This window comes from Pseudarthrobacter cellobiosi (assembly GCF_023913815.1).
GTDB classification, from domain to species: domain Bacteria; phylum Actinomycetota; class Actinomycetes; order Actinomycetales; family Micrococcaceae; genus Arthrobacter; species Arthrobacter cellobiosi.
On record NZ_JAMXBK010000017.1, the window covers coordinates 65,710 to 82,243 of the forward strand.

Sequence of the window (16,534 nt, forward strand, 5' to 3'; positions counted from 1 at the left end):
CCCCGCTTGTCATACGGCGCTTGCCTTGTGTGGCTATGGACAGCGCGCAGCCCCACGACACTGAACACCTGGAGATCCAATGACCGCATCTGCTGGCAACACCAACGGCCCCAACACCGCCGATCTGTACGATGAGCGCGGCGAGGAACTGGCGTCCGTATCACTCCAGTTCCAGTCCCTCGGCGGCCGGTCACACTTCAGCGGCCCGGTGCGGACCATCCGCTGCTTCCAGGACAACGCCCTGGTCAAGTCCACCCTGGCCACCTCCGGCAATGGCGCCGTGCTGGTGGTGGACGGCGGCGGTTCGCTGGGCACAGCCCTGATGGGGGACATGATCGCCGAGAGCGCCGTGGCGAACGGTTGGGCCGGCGTCGTGATTAACGGCGCCATCCGCGACCGCGAGGCGATCGCCCAACTGGACCTGGGCGTCAAGGCGCTGGGCAGTAACCCGCGTAAGAGCGCCAAGGCCGGCGCCGGTGAAGTTGACGTGGATGTAGTGCTCGACGGCGTGACCTTCCGTCCCGGCGTCACCGTCTGGTGCGATCCGGACGGCATCCTCGTGGAGCGCTGATCGGGTCCTCCAGCTTGGGCGGGGGCCCGGGCGGCGCTCCGCTTCCGCAAGAATCTCTGGCAGCGGGAATGAAACGGGAACTAACATAGTTACTGAAAGCAACTATCGAGCGTGATCCCTTATTCTTTCCTGGAGAAGCCGTGCCCAAAACTACCGCTGAGCGTGCCGCCGGCGAAACCCTGACACAGCGTCAGATCGTCACCGTGATGGTGGGGCTCATGCTGGGCATGTTCCTGGCATCGCTGGACCAGACCATCGTGTCCACCTCCATCTACACCATCGCCAACGACCTCGACGGGCTGTCGCTCCAGGCGTGGGCCACCACCGCCTACCTCATCACGTCCACGGTCAGCACGCCGCTGTACGGCAAGCTGAGCGATATTTTCGGCCGGCGTCCGCTGTACCTGATCGCGATCGTCATATTCCTGGTCGGCTCGCTCTACGCCGGCTCAGTGCATTCCATGACCGAACTGGCCATCGCCCGCGGCGTCCAGGGCCTGGGCGCCGGAGGCCTGCTGGCCCTCGCGCTGACCATCATCGGCGACATTGTGTCGCTGAAGGACCGGGCCAAATACCAGGGCTACTTTATGTCGGTGTTCGGCATCTCCTCCGTGCTCGGCCCGGTGGTGGGCGGCGCGTTCGCAGGTTCGGCCAACATCCTGGGCTTTGACGGCTGGCGCTGGGTGTTCTTCATCAACCTGCCCATCGGCCTGGCGGCCCTGGCCGTGGTGTTTATGTTCCTGCACCTGCCGGCCAAGCACGTGAAGCAGAAGATCGACTACTTCGGCGCAGCCGCCATCACTCTCGCCATCGTCCCGCTCCTCCTGGTGGCGGAACAGGGCCGCAGCTGGGGCTTTACGTCGCTGAACTCCTTCCTTTGCTACGGCCTGGGCGCGGTGGGCATCATCTGGTTCCTGCTGGCCGAAAAACGCGCCGGAGATTACGCCCTGATCCCGCTCCGGCTCTTCCGGAACGCTACTTTTGGCCTGTCCTCGCTGCTGAACTTCATCATCGGCATCGGCATGTTCGGCGCCATCGCCATGCTGCCCATGTACCTGCAGCTGGTCAAGGGGCTCACACCCACCGAAGCCGGCCTGATGATGATCACCTTCACCCTCGGCATCCTGACCGGTTCCATCACCGCGGGCCGCACCATTTCGGCGTCGGGCACGTACCGGATCTTCCCCATCGTGGGTACGGGCATCCTCACCGCCGCCGCGCTGGTTATGGGACTGTCCCTGGGCGTGGACACCGGCCTCTGGGTTCCCGGCGTGATCGCCGTGTTCTTCGGCATGGGCCTGGGTTTCTGCATGCAGCCGCTTACGCTGGCCATGCAGGTCTCCGTGCCGCCGAAGGACATGGGTGTGGGAACCTCCTCCGCGGCATTCTTCCGGTCCATGGGCGGCGCGGTGGGCACGGCCGTGTTCATCTCCATGCTGTTCAGCCTGGCCGCGAGCCGGATCGCCGAAACGATGAAGTCAGCCATGTCCAGCCCGGACTACCAGGCCGTGCTGCGCGACCCGGCGGTGGCCGCGGACCCCGCCAACGCCAAGCTCTACGAGTTCTTCCAGAACGGGGCATCGAACGAATCGCTCAATGACACCAGCTGGCTCCACACGGCCAACAGCGTGCTCACCCGGCCCATCACGGAGGGCTTCGCCTACGCGATCGACACCGTGATGATCACCGCGGCCGTGCTCACCGGGATCGCGTTCCTGATCAGCTTTGCGCTGCCGAACAAGAAGCTGACGGATCCGAAGGTCTCCCCGCGGGGAGACACAGCTGCGGTGGCGGCCCACTAGCTCCCCCGGGTTCCGCGCGCTGAGCGGAGTCCTGTCACGGCAGGCAGTCTTTTGGGCTGCCTGCCGTGGTCGTTCCGCGGAAATTCGGGCCTTTTCCGTGCTGGCCGGGCTAAAAGGGTGCCCTGCGTGACGCACGCGTGCACCGGCCCCCCCTTACGGAGGTGGAAGACGACGACGACGGCGGTACACCCCGCCTTCGTCGTCTTTCTGTTTCGGAGGGTACAAGTCGCAAGTGGAACGGCGGGCGGTGACGTGCCACACTGTTTAGCGCGTGTGCGCCGGCCTGTGAGCCGGTACCGCAGCCGACGACGTCCGCACTCGCATCCACCCAACCCCAAACCCCAAACCCAAACCCAAACCCAAACCCAAACCCAAACCCAAACCCAAACCCAAACCCAAACCCAGGGAGCAGCATGCCCACCGTCAAGGAGCAGACCACCGCCAAGATCCCGCCGCGGGTGATCTGGCTGGCACTCGCAGGCGCGGTGGGCGGCTTCCTGTTCGGCTTCGACTCCTCCGTGGTGAACGGTGCAGTGGACGCCATCAAGGACGAGTTCGCGCTCTCCGAGGCCGTCACCGGCTTTGCCGTGGCTATCGCCCTGCTGGGCTGCGCGGCAGGCGCCTTCCTCGCCGGCAAAGTCGCCGACCGGTACGGCCGCATCCCCGCCATGAAGCTCGGCGCGCTGCTGTTCCTGGTCAGCGCCATCGGAACCGGCTTCGCCTTCGGCGTCTGGGACCTGATCTTCTGGCGCCTGGTGGGCGGCCTGGGCATCGGCCTGGCCTCGGTGATCGCACCCGCGTATATTTCCGAGATTTCCCCGCGGCAGGTCCGTGGCCGGCTGGCGTCGCTGCAGCAGCTGGCCATCACCACCGGTATCTTCGCCGCACTCCTGTCCGACGCGCTCTTCGCCGCCACCGCCGGCGGCGCGGACCAGGCCTTCTGGCTGGGCCTGGAAGCCTGGCGCTGGATGTTCCTCGCCGCAGCGGTTCCTGCCGTGGTCTACGGCTGGATCGCTTACACCCTCCCGGAATCCCCGCGGTTCCTGGTGTTCCAGGGCAAAGAAGACGAAGCCCGCAAGGTCTTCGACTCCATCGCCCCGTCCGAGGACACCGACCGGCACATCCGCGAGATCCAGGACGCCATCCAAGAGGACAAGCTGTCCGGCCAGAAAGGCTCGCTCCGCGGCAAGACCTTCGGCCTGCAGGCAGTGGTCTGGGTGGGCATCGTCCTTTCCGTCCTGCAGCAGTTCGTCGGCATCAACGTGATCTTCTACTACTCCACCACGCTGTGGAAGGCCGTCGGTTTCCAGGAGAAGGACTCGCTCACCATCTCGGTGGCAACTTCCATCACCAACATCCTGGTCACGCTGGTGGCCATCGCCCTGGTGGACCGGATCGGCCGCCGGCCCATTCTCCTGGCCGGGTCCATCGGGATGGCTGTTTCACTGGGCACCATGGCGCTGGCGTTCTCTGCCGCGATCGGTTCAGGTTCCGAGATCTCCCTCCCGGGTGCCTGGGGTCCGGTGGCCCTCGTGGCGGCCAACATCTTTGTGGTCAGCTTCGGCGCGTCCTGGGGCCCGCTGGTCTGGGTCCTCCTTGGTGAGATCTTCCCGTCCCGGATCCGCGCCCGAGCCCTGGGCCTGGCCGCAGCCGCACAGTGGGTGGCCAACTTTGCCATCACGCTCAGCTTCCCGGTGATGGCCGCAGCTTCCCTGCCCCTGACCTACGCCATGTACGCGCTGTTCGCCGCGGCGTCGTTCTTCTTTGTGATGTTCAAGGTGCCGGAGACCAACGGCATGTCCCTGGAGCAGGCGGAGACGCTGTTTGTGCCCAAGGGATCCGCCAAGGGCTGATGCTCCCGGGCCGGGCTGTCAGAGCGTGAGCTTCATGCCCTCGTGGCTCGCGTTAAAGCCCAGCCGCTCGTAAAACCTGTGGGCCGCCGTGCGTGACTTGTGCGTGGTCAGCTGCATCAGCGTGCAGCCGCGGCGCCTGGACTCGTCAATCGCCCACTGCACCAGCAGGTTTCCCATGCCTTGGCCGCGAAGGCTGCCCGCCACGCGGACCGCCTCAATCTGCGAACGCCATGAGCCCTGCCGCGAAATGCCGGGCAGGAAACTCAGCTGGAAGGTAGCCACCACGGTGCAGTCAGCTGCCCCAGCCGGCGCGTACTCCCCCACCACGAGCAAATGGGACGGGTCGGCGTCGATCGCTTCGAAAGCCCGCTCGTACGGCGCCATCTCGTGGCCCATTTCGCGGCTGGCGCCCAGGGAATCGTCGGCCAGCAGCGCCACGATGGCGGGCAGGTCCGCGGACACGGCGTGCCTGAGGCGGAAGGTCCCGCCGTCGACGTCGGCGGTCAGCAGGGGGGTCGGGGCGCCGGGGTTCGTGGTCATCTCCCCAGCATTCCACAGGGCCAGCGCGCCTATCGTTCAGACGCTCTCTCACTTTCGGTGCCTTAAACGCCAACGCTCTCTCATCCATGTGAGAGAGCGTTGGCCAAAAACCCGCAGGAAGTGAGAGGGGGTCAGGCCGGGGCCTTCGCACCTTCCGCCTGGCGCTCCTCCACCAGCGTGGACACGGCCGCGAACAGCGGGTGCTCCGGAGCGAGCCCCGTGATCCTGGCCGTGGCGTCTGCCGCCGATGAGGACGCCAGGATCTGCGCGAGCTCGGTGGACTCGGCGTCGGCGGGGTCGGTGAAGCGCAGGGCCGCGGCGATGGCACCCAGGAGCGCCTCGGGCACGATCCCGCGTTCGGCCAGTTCAGCCGCGGGGCCGATGAACCGTTCATGCCGGCTGAGCTTGCGCATCGGGGCGCGGCCCACCCGGTTCACGGTGTCCGGCAGGTGCGGGTTGGAGAACCGGACCAGGATCTTCTGGACGTAGGCTTCCTGCTCGTCGTTGTTGAAGCCGTGCTTGGCCACGAGAAGCTGCTTGGTTTCCTCCAGGACCGCGCGGACGTCTTCCGCGACGTCCTGGTCGGCCATGGCATCGGAGATCTTCTCCAGGCCGGCCTCGAACCCGAGATACGCCGCGGAGGCGTGCCCGGTGTTCACGGTGAAGAGCTTCCGCTCGATGTAGGGCGAGAGCTCGTCCACGAACGTTGCCCCAGGGATCACCGGCGCGCGCCCGGCGAAGGGAGTCCGGTCGATGACCCACTCGTAGAACGTCTCCACGGTGACGTCCAGGCCCTGGCCCGGCGCCTGGTTGGGCACGATCCGGTCCACGGCGGTGTTCGCAAACACCGCGGCGTCGTCCAGGGAGCCGGCGGCGTCGTCCCAGAGCGCGGCGACTTCGGCCCGCAGGATGTCCGTGGCGTTGATGGCGTTCTCGCAAGCCATCACCTGCAGCGGCGCCAGCCCGGCGGCCCGCGCCGCGATGCCCTTGGTGATGGCGGGCGCCACGAACTTCAGGATGTGCGGCCCCACGGCGGTGGTGACGATATCCGCCGTCGCGATTTCCCGCACCAGCTCAGCTTCCTGCGTGCCGGAGTTCAGCGCCCGGAAGTTGTCCACCGTCCGGACGGTGGGGCTCTCCCCTACCTCGTGGACGTTGTAGCTGTCTGCTGCCGCCAACTGGTCGATGAGCGCCTCCGCGACATCCGCGAAGACCACCTCATAACCGGCCTGGTGCAGCAGCAGCCCAACAAAGCCTCGGCCGATGTTCCCCGCTCCGAAATGTACCGCTTTCACTATGCGTTCACCTTTCCGAACAGCTCCAGGACTTCCTCAACGGACGTCGCCGCTTCCAGCTGGGCCACCTGGGCCTTGTTGGTGAAGACCTTCGCGATGGAGGACAGGATGTGCAGGTGTTCGTTATTGATGCCGGCCACGCCCACCACGAACTTGACCTGCTTGCCGTTCCAGTCGATGCCGTCCGGGTAGCGGATCACGGACACCGCGGACTTCAGGATGTGGTCCTTGGCGGCGTTGGTGCCGTGCGGGATGGCCAGGAAGCTGCCCATGTAGGTGGACACGGATTCCTCGCGCTCGTGCATGGCCGCGAGGTAGCCCTCGTCCACGGCGCCGCGGGCCAGGAGGAGCTGGCCGGCTTCGTCGATGGCGGCATCGCGGGTGGTGGCGGTGCCGTTGAGGATGACGCTGTCGGCCACGAGGATGTCCGACGGCGCCGCCGTCTCCGCAGCCTCGGCTGGTGCCGTACCGCTGCCGGCGGCGGGTGCCGAATCCACCGGGGTACTGGCAACGTGCGCGCCGTGGCCGGCGGCCGTTGCGGCGCCGGCGGTACCGGCTGTAGCACCGGCGTCGGGCGTTGCGCCTTCAGTGTTGTGCTCCTTGACCAGCTCCACAATCTCGTCGTACCGCGGGCTGTTCATGAAGTTATCCACCGAGAAGTGCGCGGCGCTGGACGTGACGGGCTTGGCGCGTTCGGTCAGGTCCTGGTGGGTGATCACAACATCGTAGGTGTCACTGAGGTTGGCGATCGCCGCATTGGTGACCTTGACGTCTGGGAAGCCGGCAGCCTTGATCTTGTTCCGCAGCACCGAGGCGCCCATGGCACTGGAGCCCATGCCGGCGTCGCAGGCGAACACGATGTTCTTGATGGGGCCGGCGAGGACAGCTGTGCCCACGCCTGCACCGGCGCCGGTCAGCACTGAGGAGACGGAGCTCTTTTTGCCCTTCATCGCTTCCATCTTGGACGTGGCGTCGTTCAGGTCCACCTCGTCGCTGTGCTTGGTGGTTTTCAGGATCACCGAGGCCACCAGGAACGATACCGTGGTGGCGAGCACCACCGCGAGGATCACTCCGACGTAGCTGTCACGGGAGGTCTGGGCGAACACGGCAATGATCGAGCCAGGCGCCGCCGGAGCGACGAGTCCGGAGTTGGTGATGGCCAGGGTGGCAATGCCGGTCATGCCGCCGGCGATCGCGGCCAGGATCAGCAGCGGGCGCATCAGGACGTACGGGAAGTAGATTTCGTGGATGCCGCCGAGGAAGTGGATGATCGCTGCGCCGGAGGCCGAACCCTTGGCAAGGCCCTTCCCGAAGAACATGTAGGCCAGCAGGATCCCCATGCCGGGACCGGGGTTAGCTTCGAGCAGGAACAGGATCGACTTGCCCTGCTCCAGCGACTGCTGGATGCCCAGCGGGGTCAGCACGCCGTGGTTGATGGCGTTGTTCAGGAACAGCACCTTGGCGGGCTCGATGAAAATGCTGGTGAGCGGCAGCAGGCCGTTGTTGACCAGGAACTGGACCACGTTGCCGGCTCCGGTGCTGAAGGCCTGAACCAGCGGCGAGATGCCGTAGAAGCCCAGCATCGCCAGCAGCGCGCCCCAGATACCGGCCGAGAAGTTGTTGACCAGCATCTCGAAGCCCGGGCGGATCTTGCCCTCCCACAGGAGGTCGATCTTCTTCATGGTCCAGCCGCCCAAGGGGCCCATGATCATGGCGCCGATGAACATCGGGATGCCGGCGCCCACAATGACGCCCATGGTGCCAATGGCTCCCACCACGCCGCCGCGGACGTCGTAGACCATCCGGCCGCCGGTGTAGGCGATCAGGAGCGGCAGCAGGTAGGTGATCATGGGGCCAACCAGGCCCACATTGGGTGCTCCTTCGGCGTTGGTGCCGAAGCCGCCCAAGGCCGGGACCGGGATCCAGCCCTTCTCAATGAAGAGGGCGGTGATGAGCCCCCACGCGATGAACGCGCCAATGTTGGGCATGATCATGCCGGACAGGAACGTCCCGAACTTCTGGACGCCGACCCGCAGGCTGGTGCGGGGTTTCGCAACTGTCTCTGTTGCCATGTGCTTTCCTAACCGTCATTCCTGCTGCAGCGCAGGATGGGTCCGATACTTACGACGACGTGCTGGTGGAGATTCGGTGAAGCCATTCGAGAAACAGTTTGAGTTCCGAGCTTGAGAGCTGGTCTGAGTGCGATGCCTGAAGCGCGGCATTCAGGGCAATCGCTGCCACCACCACCGAGGACTTTCCGGAGTCTTCCGGCGCGGCCCCTTCGGCATGTGCCGCAGACACCGCAAAGATCATGGCGTCCCGGGTCATGATGGACAGTTCAAGGTTCCGTTCGGCGGCGGGTTCCGCAATCAGCATCAGGGTCACACCCACGTTGGCGGCCAGGATGGACCTGGCTGCTTCGCGCGGCTGGACGTCCAGCTGGCTCGCGGCCGCTGCCTTATTCAGCATCTCCTCCATGAGCGCCTCAGCATCAGCAACGATGGCGGGGCGGCTTTCCGGGCGGATATTGCCAAACATCACCAGGTACAGTTCCGGCTGCTTGAGCCCGAACTGGACATGGTTATCCCACATCCGCCGGATATCCTCCAGCGGGTTTCCGGACGGGGCGAAGTCCCTCTCGCCCGCAACGTACTCCTCAAATCCTGCGGCGACGACGGCGTCGAAAAGACCTTCCTTGTCACCGAAGTGGTGGTACAGGGTGGGCGCCGTAACCCCTGCCAGCTGCGTGATCTGGCGGGTGGACACGGATGCTCCCGCGGATTTTGCCAGCAACTCGGCCGCTGCACGCAGCAGACGCATTTTGGGGGGAAGCTGGCCATCCAAACTCATAGCCGCTACCCTATCACCTATAGCATTGCTATATGAACTGAATCACATACAATTTTTTCAGGCACGTTTCCGCCCTCGCACACAGTGGTCGCGGCGGCCCCGGCATGGCGCCGGGATAAACCTAGGCGAGCCTGGCTACCGGCAGAGAACGAGGACCTTCAGTGCAGACCTTCCCAGGAGTTGGCGTCAGCCCCGGCCGCATCATCGGAACCGTCCGGCAGATGCCCAAACCGATCAGCGAACCCCCCGCAGGCGAGCAGCTGGCCGGCGGCACGTCAGCCGAAGAAGCCATCGCCGGGCTCAAGGCGGCAGCGGCCGCCGTCCATGACGAGCTCAAAGCCCGCGCGGAAACCGCCAGTGGAGACGGTAAGGCCGTCCTGGAGGCCACGGCGTTGATGGCCAAGGACACCATGCTCCTGAAGAACGCCGCCAAGCTGATCGCCCGCGGCACCTCGGCGCAGCGCGCCATCTGGGAGGCCGGCGCCTCGGTCTCCGAAATGCTGCACAACCTCGGTGGCTACATGGCCGAACGCGCCACGGACGTCCTGGACGTCCGTGCCCGCATCGTGGCTGAGCTTCGGGGCGTGCCCGCCCCGGGCATCCCTTCCTCCTCCACGCCGTTCATCCTCGTGGCAGAGGACCTGGCACCCGCGGACACGGCCACGCTGGACCCCGAAAAGGTGCTGGCCCTCGTCACAGCCGGCGGCGGACCGCAGTCCCACACCGCCATCATTGCCCGCTCCCTCGGCCTGCCCGCCGTCGTCGCCGCCGCAGGCGTGGACGAACTGGCCGACAGCACCGAGGTGTTTGTGGACGGCGCGGCAGGCTCCATCACCGTGGACCCGGATGACGCCCAGCGCGCCGCAGCCGAGGCCTGGGCAACCAACGCGTCCCTGCTGGCCATGTTTGAAGGCAACGGCACGACGGCGGATGGGCACCTGGTGCCGCTCCTCGCCAATGTGGGCGGCGGCAAGGATGCCGTGGCCGCTGCCAGCCTCAACGCGCAGGGCGTGGGGCTCTTCCGCACGGAATTCTGCTTCCTGGAGCGCGATACCGAACCGTCTGTGGAAGAGCAGGCAGCAGCGTACAAGAGCGTGTTTGACGCCTTCCCCGGCAAGAAGGTTGTCCTGCGCACGCTCGATGCCGGTGCCGACAAGCCGCTGCCGTTCCTCACCGACGCCACCGAGCCCAACCCGGCCCTCGGCGTCCGGGGCTACCGCACCGACTTCACCACGCCGGGTGTTCTGGAGCGCCAGCTGCAGGCGATCGCCCTCGCGGAGAAGGACTCGGAGGCTGACGTCTGGGTCATGGCCCCGATGATTTCCACCGCGGAGGAGGCCGCCCATTTCGCCTCGATGTGCACCGCTGCCGGGATCACCAACCCGGGCGTCATGGTGGAGGTGCCGTCCGCAGCCCTGACCGCAGAATCCATCCTGCGCGAGGTGGGCTTCGCCAGTCTGGGCACCAACGACCTCACCCAGTACGCCATGGCGGCGGACCGCCAGCTGGGCCCGCTCGCCAACCTGAACACCCCGTGGCAGCCTGCCGTGCTGCGCCTGGTGGGATTGACGGTGGAAGGTTCCCGCGCGGAAGGCCACAACAAACCCGTGGGGGTCTGCGGTGAGGCGGCCGCTGACCCGGCCCTCGCCGTCGTACTTACCGGGCTTGGCGTCACCACCCTGTCCATGACCGCGCGGTCCCTTGCCGCCGTGGCCGCGGTGCTGAAGACCGTCACGCTGGCTGAGGCGCAGCAGCTGGCCAAGCTGGCCCTGTCCGCGCCCAGCGCCACCGAAGCCAAGGCCTGGGTGCGGGAAAAACTGCCCGTCCTCGAAGAACTCGGCCTCTGAGCACACGCCTCTGACTAACCGCCCGCCGCTCTAGCCAGACACCAAGAAGCACCCACCAGGAGGAACAATGCCCGAACGCATCGCCACCATCGCCAGCCGCTCCGGCCTGCACGCGCGCCCCGCCGCACTGTTTGCGGAAGCCGCCGGAGACGTGGGAGTGGAGGTCACCATTGCCATGCAGGGCGACCCGGAGGACGACGCGCTGGACGCTTCGAGCATCCTGTCGCTGATGACCCTGGGCGCCGCCAAGGGCGATGTTGTGGTGCTCCGCGCTGAAGGTGACGGCGCCGACGCGGCACTGGATTCGCTGGTCAAGCTCCTGGAAACGGACCTCGACGCCGAATAGCTTCTGCTTCGCCGTTTCGATGGTTCCCTGCCGGATCGACGCTCGCAAACAACTGGTGGGCAGGGAACCGTCGAAACGGGCGACGCCCAGGGCTCCCCGAGAGTAGGTTCAGGGTATGAACGAGCGTGCCGTCCCCATCCTGCCGTGCCGCCGCCTGGACGACGTGGCGCCGTTCTACGAAGCGCTCGGCTTCCAGGTCACGTCCGGCAGGAACGGCCGAATCCCTACATGTGCTTCACGCGTGGCGGTATCGACCTGCACTTTTTCGGGGTGGAAAGCTTCGAGCCCGAAAATTCGCTGGGCAGCGTGATCCTGCTGGTGCCGGACACCGGCCTGCTCTTCGACGAGTTCGCCGCGGGGCTGCGGGCCGCCTACGGAAAGTTGCCGATCTCCGGAATTCCGCGGATCACCCGCCCGCGCCGCAAGCAGGGCACCACGGCCGGCTTTTCGGTGGTGGATCCGGGCGGCAACTGGCTGCGGGTGAGCGCACTCGGTGATTCCGAGGATGCCCCTGATGCCTCCGGGTCGGCTGGGGCTTCCGGGTCGGTGTCCGCTCCGGCGGGGCGGCTCGACCGGGTCCTGTTGAACGCGGCGCGGCAGGGCGACGCGCATGGCAGCGAGGCGACCGCAATCTCCGTGATCGAGGCTGGGCTCCAGCGGCATCCGGAGGCGACGGACGCCGAGAAGCTGCCGCTGCTGGTGTACCTCGCCGAGCTGCATGAGCGGACCGGCAACCACTCGCTGGCCCGGTCTGTGCTGGACAGCGTCGACGCCCTGGAACTCGACGCCGAGGCGCGGCAGGCGCTTGCAGCTGAGTTGGCGAATGCAGACGAGCTCCGCCGCGGACTCCAAACGTGAGATCTAGGCTTTTCGAAAGCCCGAAAGCCCGCCGAGACCTCACTCCTGAAAGTGCCTGCCGTGGCTGGAGTGCGGCGCGGGCGTCGGATTCTGCTCCATCATTCGCGCGTTCCGGAGAAGCGGCCGCGCCATTCCGGGGCCTGCCTTCGCGTGGATCGGAATGATTGAGCAGAATCCTCCGGAAGCGCGGGCGTGGGCGGGGGTCTGGGCTAGGCGAGGCCCGGATCGGATCGGATCAAGCCAGGAGGTGCTCGGGTTAGGCTTCTGGCATGGCACTCATAGCTCCACGCGTCACGACTGGCCTGCCCGCCGACGACGCCCTGAACCTCGCGCGTTCCCTCCGGGACAGCAACGACATTACGGTCTTTGTGGACGGCACCGTCCACCGCCTCCCGGGTGAAGCGAGGGACGCCGTCGTGGACCTGCTCGCTCGGCTGAGCCGCGGCGAAGCGGTGACCGTCAGCAGCGTGGAGGAAATGCTCACCACCTCACAGGCTGCCGAACTCGCCGGGATTTCCCACACGTACCTGCGCAACATGACCGATCGCGGCGAGATCCCCGTGGAATACCGTGGCACGCACCGCCGGATCAGGCTGGCGGCCATCATGGCCTGGCTGGACCGGCAGAAGAAGCTTGAACAGCAAGAGCAGCCAGAGCAGGCCTAGCTCCGGCGTGAGCTGGCTCAGACGTGGGCGGGTCCCGGGCGTTGGGTCCCCGGGCGTTGGGTCCCGGCGCGCGAGCTAGATCCGCGGGCGCGCCGCCCAGCGCCGCATTTTCAGTGCCGCATGGAGTTCCAGCCGGGGCATCCCCTTCAGCGGGTCCACGCCCAGGAGCTGCCGGATGCGGCCCAGCCGGTTGTAGACGCTGCTGCGGTGCAGGTGGAGTTTGGTGGCCACGTCCTGGACTGAGCCGTCGTTGTCATAAATGAGCTCAAGTACGGGGAGAAGCTCATCATTGCGGTCGTGGTCCTCCAGCATCCGCACAAAAACGGACCCGGAGTCAGCCCAGGCGCCGGCTCCACCGCCCGCCGATGCGAGCAGTTGGTACACCCCGGTAGCACGGCAGTCCACCAGTTCGCCGAGCTGGGGGTCCACAGCTGCCGCCTGCGCCGCCATCCTGGACTGCCGGTAGGCCTCGGCAAGCTCGCGTGGCTTGGCAAAACCCTCGCTGATGCCCAGGATGATGCGGTGCACGGGCCGGCCCGAGCGTTTGGCCAGCTCCAGCTGGTAGTGGACCAGCACCTGGGCATGGTTGGCCCGGCCCACAGACTCACGGAACAGCACCACCGAATGGGTATCCGTGCCGGCGCTGAACAGCGCCACGTCCACTCCCACGGTGGCCTGCAGGGCGGCCGACCGGTGGATCAACGTGGAGGCGATGGGGTCCGGCCCGCCGGCCCAGCCATCAGCGTCGAGCACCGTGACCATCTGCCACGGCCCTTTGCCTTGGATTTCCTTCCAGCCTGCCACAGCGGCCACTGCGTTGGCCTCGCCGGAACAGGCGGCCAGGAACTCGCGTTCGCGGCCCCGCCGGAACTCGGACTCGGCAGTGTTGGAGTCCAGCAGCAGGGCGGAAAGCAGCTCGATCTCAGGGGTCACGTCCGGCAACTGGGAGAGGATCGCCGTCGGGCTTTCCTCTGCCGAGTCCTGCTGCACCCAGAGGTAGCCGACGCGGAAACCGCGCACCATCAGGGGAACACACACCCGGCCCAGCATCCCCAGCTCCTGGTTGGCCGGAATCGCTACCGGACGGACGGCCGTAGCGATGCCGTGGGAAAGCTGCCAGGCGCTGACATCGGCCGGGACCCGCTTGCTCAACAGGAAGTTCACCCGGACCCGGTCCGCATGGGACTGGTTGGAACTATAAGCGAGCAGCAGGCCGTCCAGGTCCTCCAGCGACAGTCCCCGCCCAAGCTTCTGCGCCACCTGCTCCACCAGTTGTTCCACGTCCTGCTGCATGGGGTAACCCTACTGCTCCGGCAGGCATCCGGGCGAACGAACAGCAGGCGACACCTGACGCCTTCACGCTGAACATTTGTCGACCCATGGAAGCAAAAATTACCGGAATGACGCGGATCTCGCACGCCCCGGACCCTGCTTTCCTGTCAGTTGGGTCACAACCGGATTTATTCTGGAATCACAACTTCCCCCGCAATTTCGGGCCTACCTGGCCTGAGAATATGGAGCCACAAATGATCATCGGTGTCCCCAAAGAGATCAAGAACAACGAATTCCGCGTCGCCATCACCGCTGCTGGCGTTCACGAGTTCCGCACCCACGGCCACACGGTCCTGGTGGAACGCGGCGCAGGCTTGGGCTCAGGGATCACGGACGAGGAATACGCGATCGCCGGCGCCGAAATCGTTACCGAGGCCGATGACGTCTGGGCCCGCGCCGACATGGTCATGAAGGTCAAGGAACCCATCAAGGCCGAGTACCACCGCTTCCGCAAGGGCCTGATCCTCTTCACCTACCTCCACCTCGCCGCCGAGCCGGAACTGACGCAGGCGCTCATCAACTCCGGCGTCACCGCCATCGCGTACGAGACCGTGCAGGAAGGCCGAACGCTGCCGCTGCTGGCCCCCATGTCCGAGGTTGCCGGGCGACTGTCCGTGCAGGTGGGCGCCACCTCGCTGATGGCTCCGGCCGGCGGCAAGGGCGTGTTGCTCGGCGGTGTACCGGGCGTCCGCCCCGCCAAGGTGGTTGTCCTGGGCGCCGGTGTTGCCGGCACCAACGCCGCAGCGATGGCCCTGGGCCTCGGTGCCGACGTGACCATCCTGGACATCAACATCAACCGCCTGCGCGAACTGGATGCCCAGTACCAGGGCCGACTCAAGACGGTTGCCTCCAACTCCTACGAGATCGAGAAGTCCGTCGTCGACGCCGACCTCGTCATCGGCTCCGTGCTGATCCCGGGCGCCAAGGCACCCAAGCTGGTCACCAACGAGCTCGTCTCCCGGATGAAGCCCGGCTCCGTGCTCGTGGACATCGCGGTGGACCAGGGCGGCTGCTTCGAGGACACGCACCCCACCACACACCAGGAACCGACGTACAAGGTCCACAACACGATCTTCTACTGCGTTGCCAACATGCCGGGCGCCGTCCCGAACACCTCCACCTACGCGCTGACCAACGTCACCCTGCGCTACGCCGTGGCCCTGGCCAACCTGGGCGTCAAGGCCGCATTCGACCGCGACCCGTCCCTCGCCGCAGGCCTGAACATCGCCGGTGGCAAGGTTGCTCACCGCTCGGTCTCCGAGGCGCACAACCTGCCCCTCGTTTCGGACTGGCACGAACTGGTTTCTGCCTAGAACCCCCATCGATTGCTCCACAAGCGCCCTTATGGGGACTCAAAACGGCGCTTGTGGAGCAGTCGATTGAACTTAAACCAACTTTCGGGCTGATTCGATAATCTTCAGCACCTCGACTGCGTCTGCCGGGTCCACCGGGAGGGGCAGCGCAGAGGCGGTTCCGCCGTCGAGGATCTTGTCCGCCAGCAGCGTGTAGAACTCAGGGTAGGCACCGCGCTCCGTGGGCAGGGCATCGAGATGGCCGTCGCGGCCCAGGGATCCGGCCCATTTCGGCGCCTCCACACCGTATTCCGCGTCCAGAGGGCTGCCGCCGGCAACGATGTAGGGCTCCTGCGGGTCGATCCCGTGCTTGGTGAAGGCGCCTGTGGATCCGAGGATGCGGAACCGCGGGCCCTGCTGGGCGCAGAGCATGTTCATGCTCAGGTGGCTGGTCACCCCGGACTCGTGGTTGAGCACCAGGAAAACGTCATCGTCCACCTTCTCGTGCGGACGCCGCGCCTGCAGTTCCGCGTGGGCCACGGCGGCCGGTCCGAACAGCAACAGCGCCTGGTCGATGAGGTGCGTTCCGAGGTCGAACAGCACGCCACCGCCATCCGCTGCCGTGGCGCTGGCTTTCCATGCCTTGGAGATGTCCGGGGACCAGCGTTCGAAACTGGATTCAAAGCGGGTCACGCTGCCCAGCGATTCGCCGGCCAGCAGCTTCCGGGCCGTGAGGAAATCGCCGTCCCAGCGCCGGTTCTGGAACACGGTGAGAACGCGGCCCAGCCGCTCCGCGAGGGCGATCAGTTCCTGCCCCTCGCCACTGCTGACGGCGAAAGGCTTGTCCACCACAACGTCGAGCCCCGCCTCCAGGGCAGCCTTCGCCAGCGGAAAGTGGGTGGCCGGCGGGGTCCCCAGCACCACAAGGTCAAGGTCCCCGGCCAGCGCAAGGACAGCGTCGCCGTCGGGCACTGTATTGACCCCCGGGTACCGCTGCGTCGCGGCAGCCTGCCTGCCGGCGTCGGACGTGGCGATGACGTCCAGCGAGTAGCGGGGATCCGCTGCGATGAGCGGCGCGTGGAAAACGCTCCCTGAGAGTCCATAGCCGACGACGGCGGTGCGGATAGTGCGTTCAGCTTCAGTCGCGGTCATAGGCAAAACCGTACCCCAACGCTCTCGCAGTTAATCTGGGTTAAAGCCAAACGCTCTTTCACTTCCCCGCGGATGACCTGCCGGAAGTGAGAGAGCGTTGGCTAAAACCCTGCGTTAAGTGAGAGAGCGTT

The 16,534-nt window shown here is 66.2% G+C and carries 12 protein-coding genes and 2 pseudogenes; 8 read left to right on the top strand and 6 right to left on the bottom strand.

Annotated elements, in window-relative coordinates; translation table 11 throughout:
* Positions 1-79: 79 nt before the first annotated feature.
* The 3 genes and pseudogenes from rraA to NG701_RS03250 all read left to right on the top strand — a co-directional run.
* Entirely contained in the window at positions 80-571 is a 492-nt protein-coding gene (gene rraA, locus NG701_RS03240; protein WP_252564490.1) for a ribonuclease E activity regulator RraA, read from the top strand.
* Between the two features lie 140 nt (positions 572-711).
* The gene (locus NG701_RS03245; RefSeq protein ID WP_252564492.1) at positions 712-2,373 is read left to right on the top strand and encodes an MDR family MFS transporter; all 1,662 of its coding nucleotides are present in this window, start codon (positions 712-714) and stop codon (positions 2,371-2,373) included.
* Between the two features lie 392 nt (positions 2,374-2,765).
* A pseudogene (locus tag NG701_RS03250) lies at positions 2,766-4,226 on the top strand (sugar porter family MFS transporter); the annotation flags it as partial.
* Positions 4,227-4,244: 18 nt separating this feature from the next.
* Here NG701_RS03250 and NG701_RS03255 read toward each other — a convergent pair.
* The 4 genes from NG701_RS03255 to NG701_RS03270 all read right to left on the bottom strand — a co-directional run bounded on the left by NG701_RS03255 (position 4,245) and on the right by NG701_RS03270 (position 8,911).
* Positions 4,245-4,766 carry a GNAT family N-acetyltransferase gene (locus tag NG701_RS03255; RefSeq protein ID WP_252564496.1) on the bottom strand — a complete coding sequence of 174 codons (522 nt, stop codon included), beginning with the start codon at positions 4,764-4,766 and terminating at the stop codon, positions 4,245-4,247.
* A 131-nt stretch (positions 4,767-4,897) separates the two neighbouring features.
* Positions 4,898-6,061 carry a mannitol-1-phosphate 5-dehydrogenase gene (locus NG701_RS03260; RefSeq protein ID WP_252564498.1) on the bottom strand — a complete coding sequence of 388 codons (1,164 nt, stop codon included), beginning with the start codon at positions 6,059-6,061 and terminating at the stop codon, positions 4,898-4,900.
* The gene (locus NG701_RS03265; RefSeq protein WP_252564499.1) at positions 6,061-8,133 is read right to left on the bottom strand and encodes a PTS mannitol transporter subunit IICBA; all 2,073 of its coding nucleotides are present in this window, start codon (positions 8,131-8,133) and stop codon (positions 6,061-6,063) included. Before NG701_RS03265 ends, NG701_RS03260 begins: the two co-directional genes overlap by 1 nt.
* Before the next feature lie 49 nt (positions 8,134-8,182).
* Complete coding sequence (locus NG701_RS03270) at positions 8,183-8,911, bottom strand: TetR/AcrR family transcriptional regulator (protein ID WP_252564503.1); 729 nt, start codon at positions 8,909-8,911, stop codon at positions 8,183-8,185.
* A 161-nt stretch (positions 8,912-9,072) separates the two neighbouring features.
* Here NG701_RS03270 and ptsP point away from each other — a divergent pair, with 161 nt between their 5' ends.
* The 4 genes and pseudogenes from ptsP (at position 9,073) to NG701_RS03290 (ending at position 12,627) form a co-directional block, all read left to right on the top strand.
* A complete protein-coding gene (ptsP, locus tag NG701_RS03275) occupies positions 9,073-10,758 on the top strand; it encodes a phosphoenolpyruvate--protein phosphotransferase (protein WP_252564505.1) in 1,686 nt (561 codons plus the stop codon).
* Between the two features lie 67 nt (positions 10,759-10,825).
* Positions 10,826-11,104 (top strand): HPr family phosphocarrier protein, encoded by a 279-nt coding sequence (locus NG701_RS03280; RefSeq protein WP_056341927.1) that lies wholly within the window; start codon positions 10,826-10,828, stop codon positions 11,102-11,104.
* Between the two features lie 115 nt (positions 11,105-11,219).
* Positions 11,220-11,962: pseudogene (locus tag NG701_RS03285) on the top strand (DUF8817 family protein).
* Positions 11,963-12,231: 269 nt separating this feature from the next.
* Positions 12,232-12,627 (top strand): helix-turn-helix domain-containing protein, encoded by a 396-nt coding sequence (locus NG701_RS03290; RefSeq protein ID WP_252564509.1) that lies wholly within the window; start codon positions 12,232-12,234, stop codon positions 12,625-12,627.
* A 75-nt stretch (positions 12,628-12,702) separates the two neighbouring features.
* Here the strand turns inward: NG701_RS03290 and NG701_RS03295 are convergent, their stop codons facing one another.
* Positions 12,703-13,920 carry a PucR family transcriptional regulator gene (locus tag NG701_RS03295; RefSeq protein WP_252564511.1) on the bottom strand — a complete coding sequence of 406 codons (1,218 nt, stop codon included), beginning with the start codon at positions 13,918-13,920 and terminating at the stop codon, positions 12,703-12,705.
* A 233-nt stretch (positions 13,921-14,153) separates the two neighbouring features.
* Here NG701_RS03295 and ald point away from each other — a divergent pair, with 233 nt between their 5' ends.
* Entirely contained in the window at positions 14,154-15,272 is a 1,119-nt protein-coding gene (ald, locus tag NG701_RS03300) for an alanine dehydrogenase (RefSeq protein ID WP_252564513.1), read from the top strand.
* A gap of 72 nt (positions 15,273-15,344) precedes the next feature.
* Here ald and NG701_RS03305 read toward each other — a convergent pair whose 3' ends face one another.
* Positions 15,345-16,403: a Gfo/Idh/MocA family protein gene (locus tag NG701_RS03305; RefSeq protein ID WP_252564515.1), complete on the bottom strand. Its 1,059-nt coding sequence runs from the start codon at positions 16,401-16,403 to the stop codon at positions 15,345-15,347.
* Positions 16,404-16,534: the final 131 nt, after the last annotated feature.

What these genes read in the sequence shown, in the direction of transcription:
- rraA (WP_252564490.1), top strand. Translation starts at nt 80, where the DNA reads ATGACCGCATCTGCTGGCAACACCAACGGCCCCAACACCGCCGATCTG.
- NG701_RS03255 (WP_252564496.1), bottom strand. Translation starts at nt 4,766, where the DNA reads ATGACCACGAACCCCGGCGCCCCGACCCCCCTGCTGACCGCCGACGTC.
- NG701_RS03265 (WP_252564499.1), bottom strand. Translation starts at nt 8,133, where the DNA reads ATGGCAACAGAGACAGTTGCGAAACCCCGCACCAGCCTGCGGGTCGGC.
- NG701_RS03270 (WP_252564503.1), bottom strand. Translation starts at nt 8,911, where the DNA reads ATGAGTTTGGATGGCCAGCTTCCCCCCAAAATGCGTCTGCTGCGTGCA.
- NG701_RS03280 (WP_056341927.1), top strand. Translation starts at nt 10,826, where the DNA reads ATGCCCGAACGCATCGCCACCATCGCCAGCCGCTCCGGCCTGCACGCG.
- NG701_RS03290 (WP_252564509.1), top strand. Translation starts at nt 12,232, where the DNA reads ATGGCACTCATAGCTCCACGCGTCACGACTGGCCTGCCCGCCGACGAC.
- NG701_RS03295 (WP_252564511.1), bottom strand. Translation starts at nt 13,920, where the DNA reads ATGCAGCAGGACGTGGAACAACTGGTGGAGCAGGTGGCGCAGAAGCTT.
- ald (WP_252564513.1), top strand. Translation starts at nt 14,154, where the DNA reads ATGATCATCGGTGTCCCCAAAGAGATCAAGAACAACGAATTCCGCGTC.
- NG701_RS03305 (WP_252564515.1), bottom strand. Translation starts at nt 16,403, where the DNA reads ATGACCGCGACTGAAGCTGAACGCACTATCCGCACCGCCGTCGTCGGC.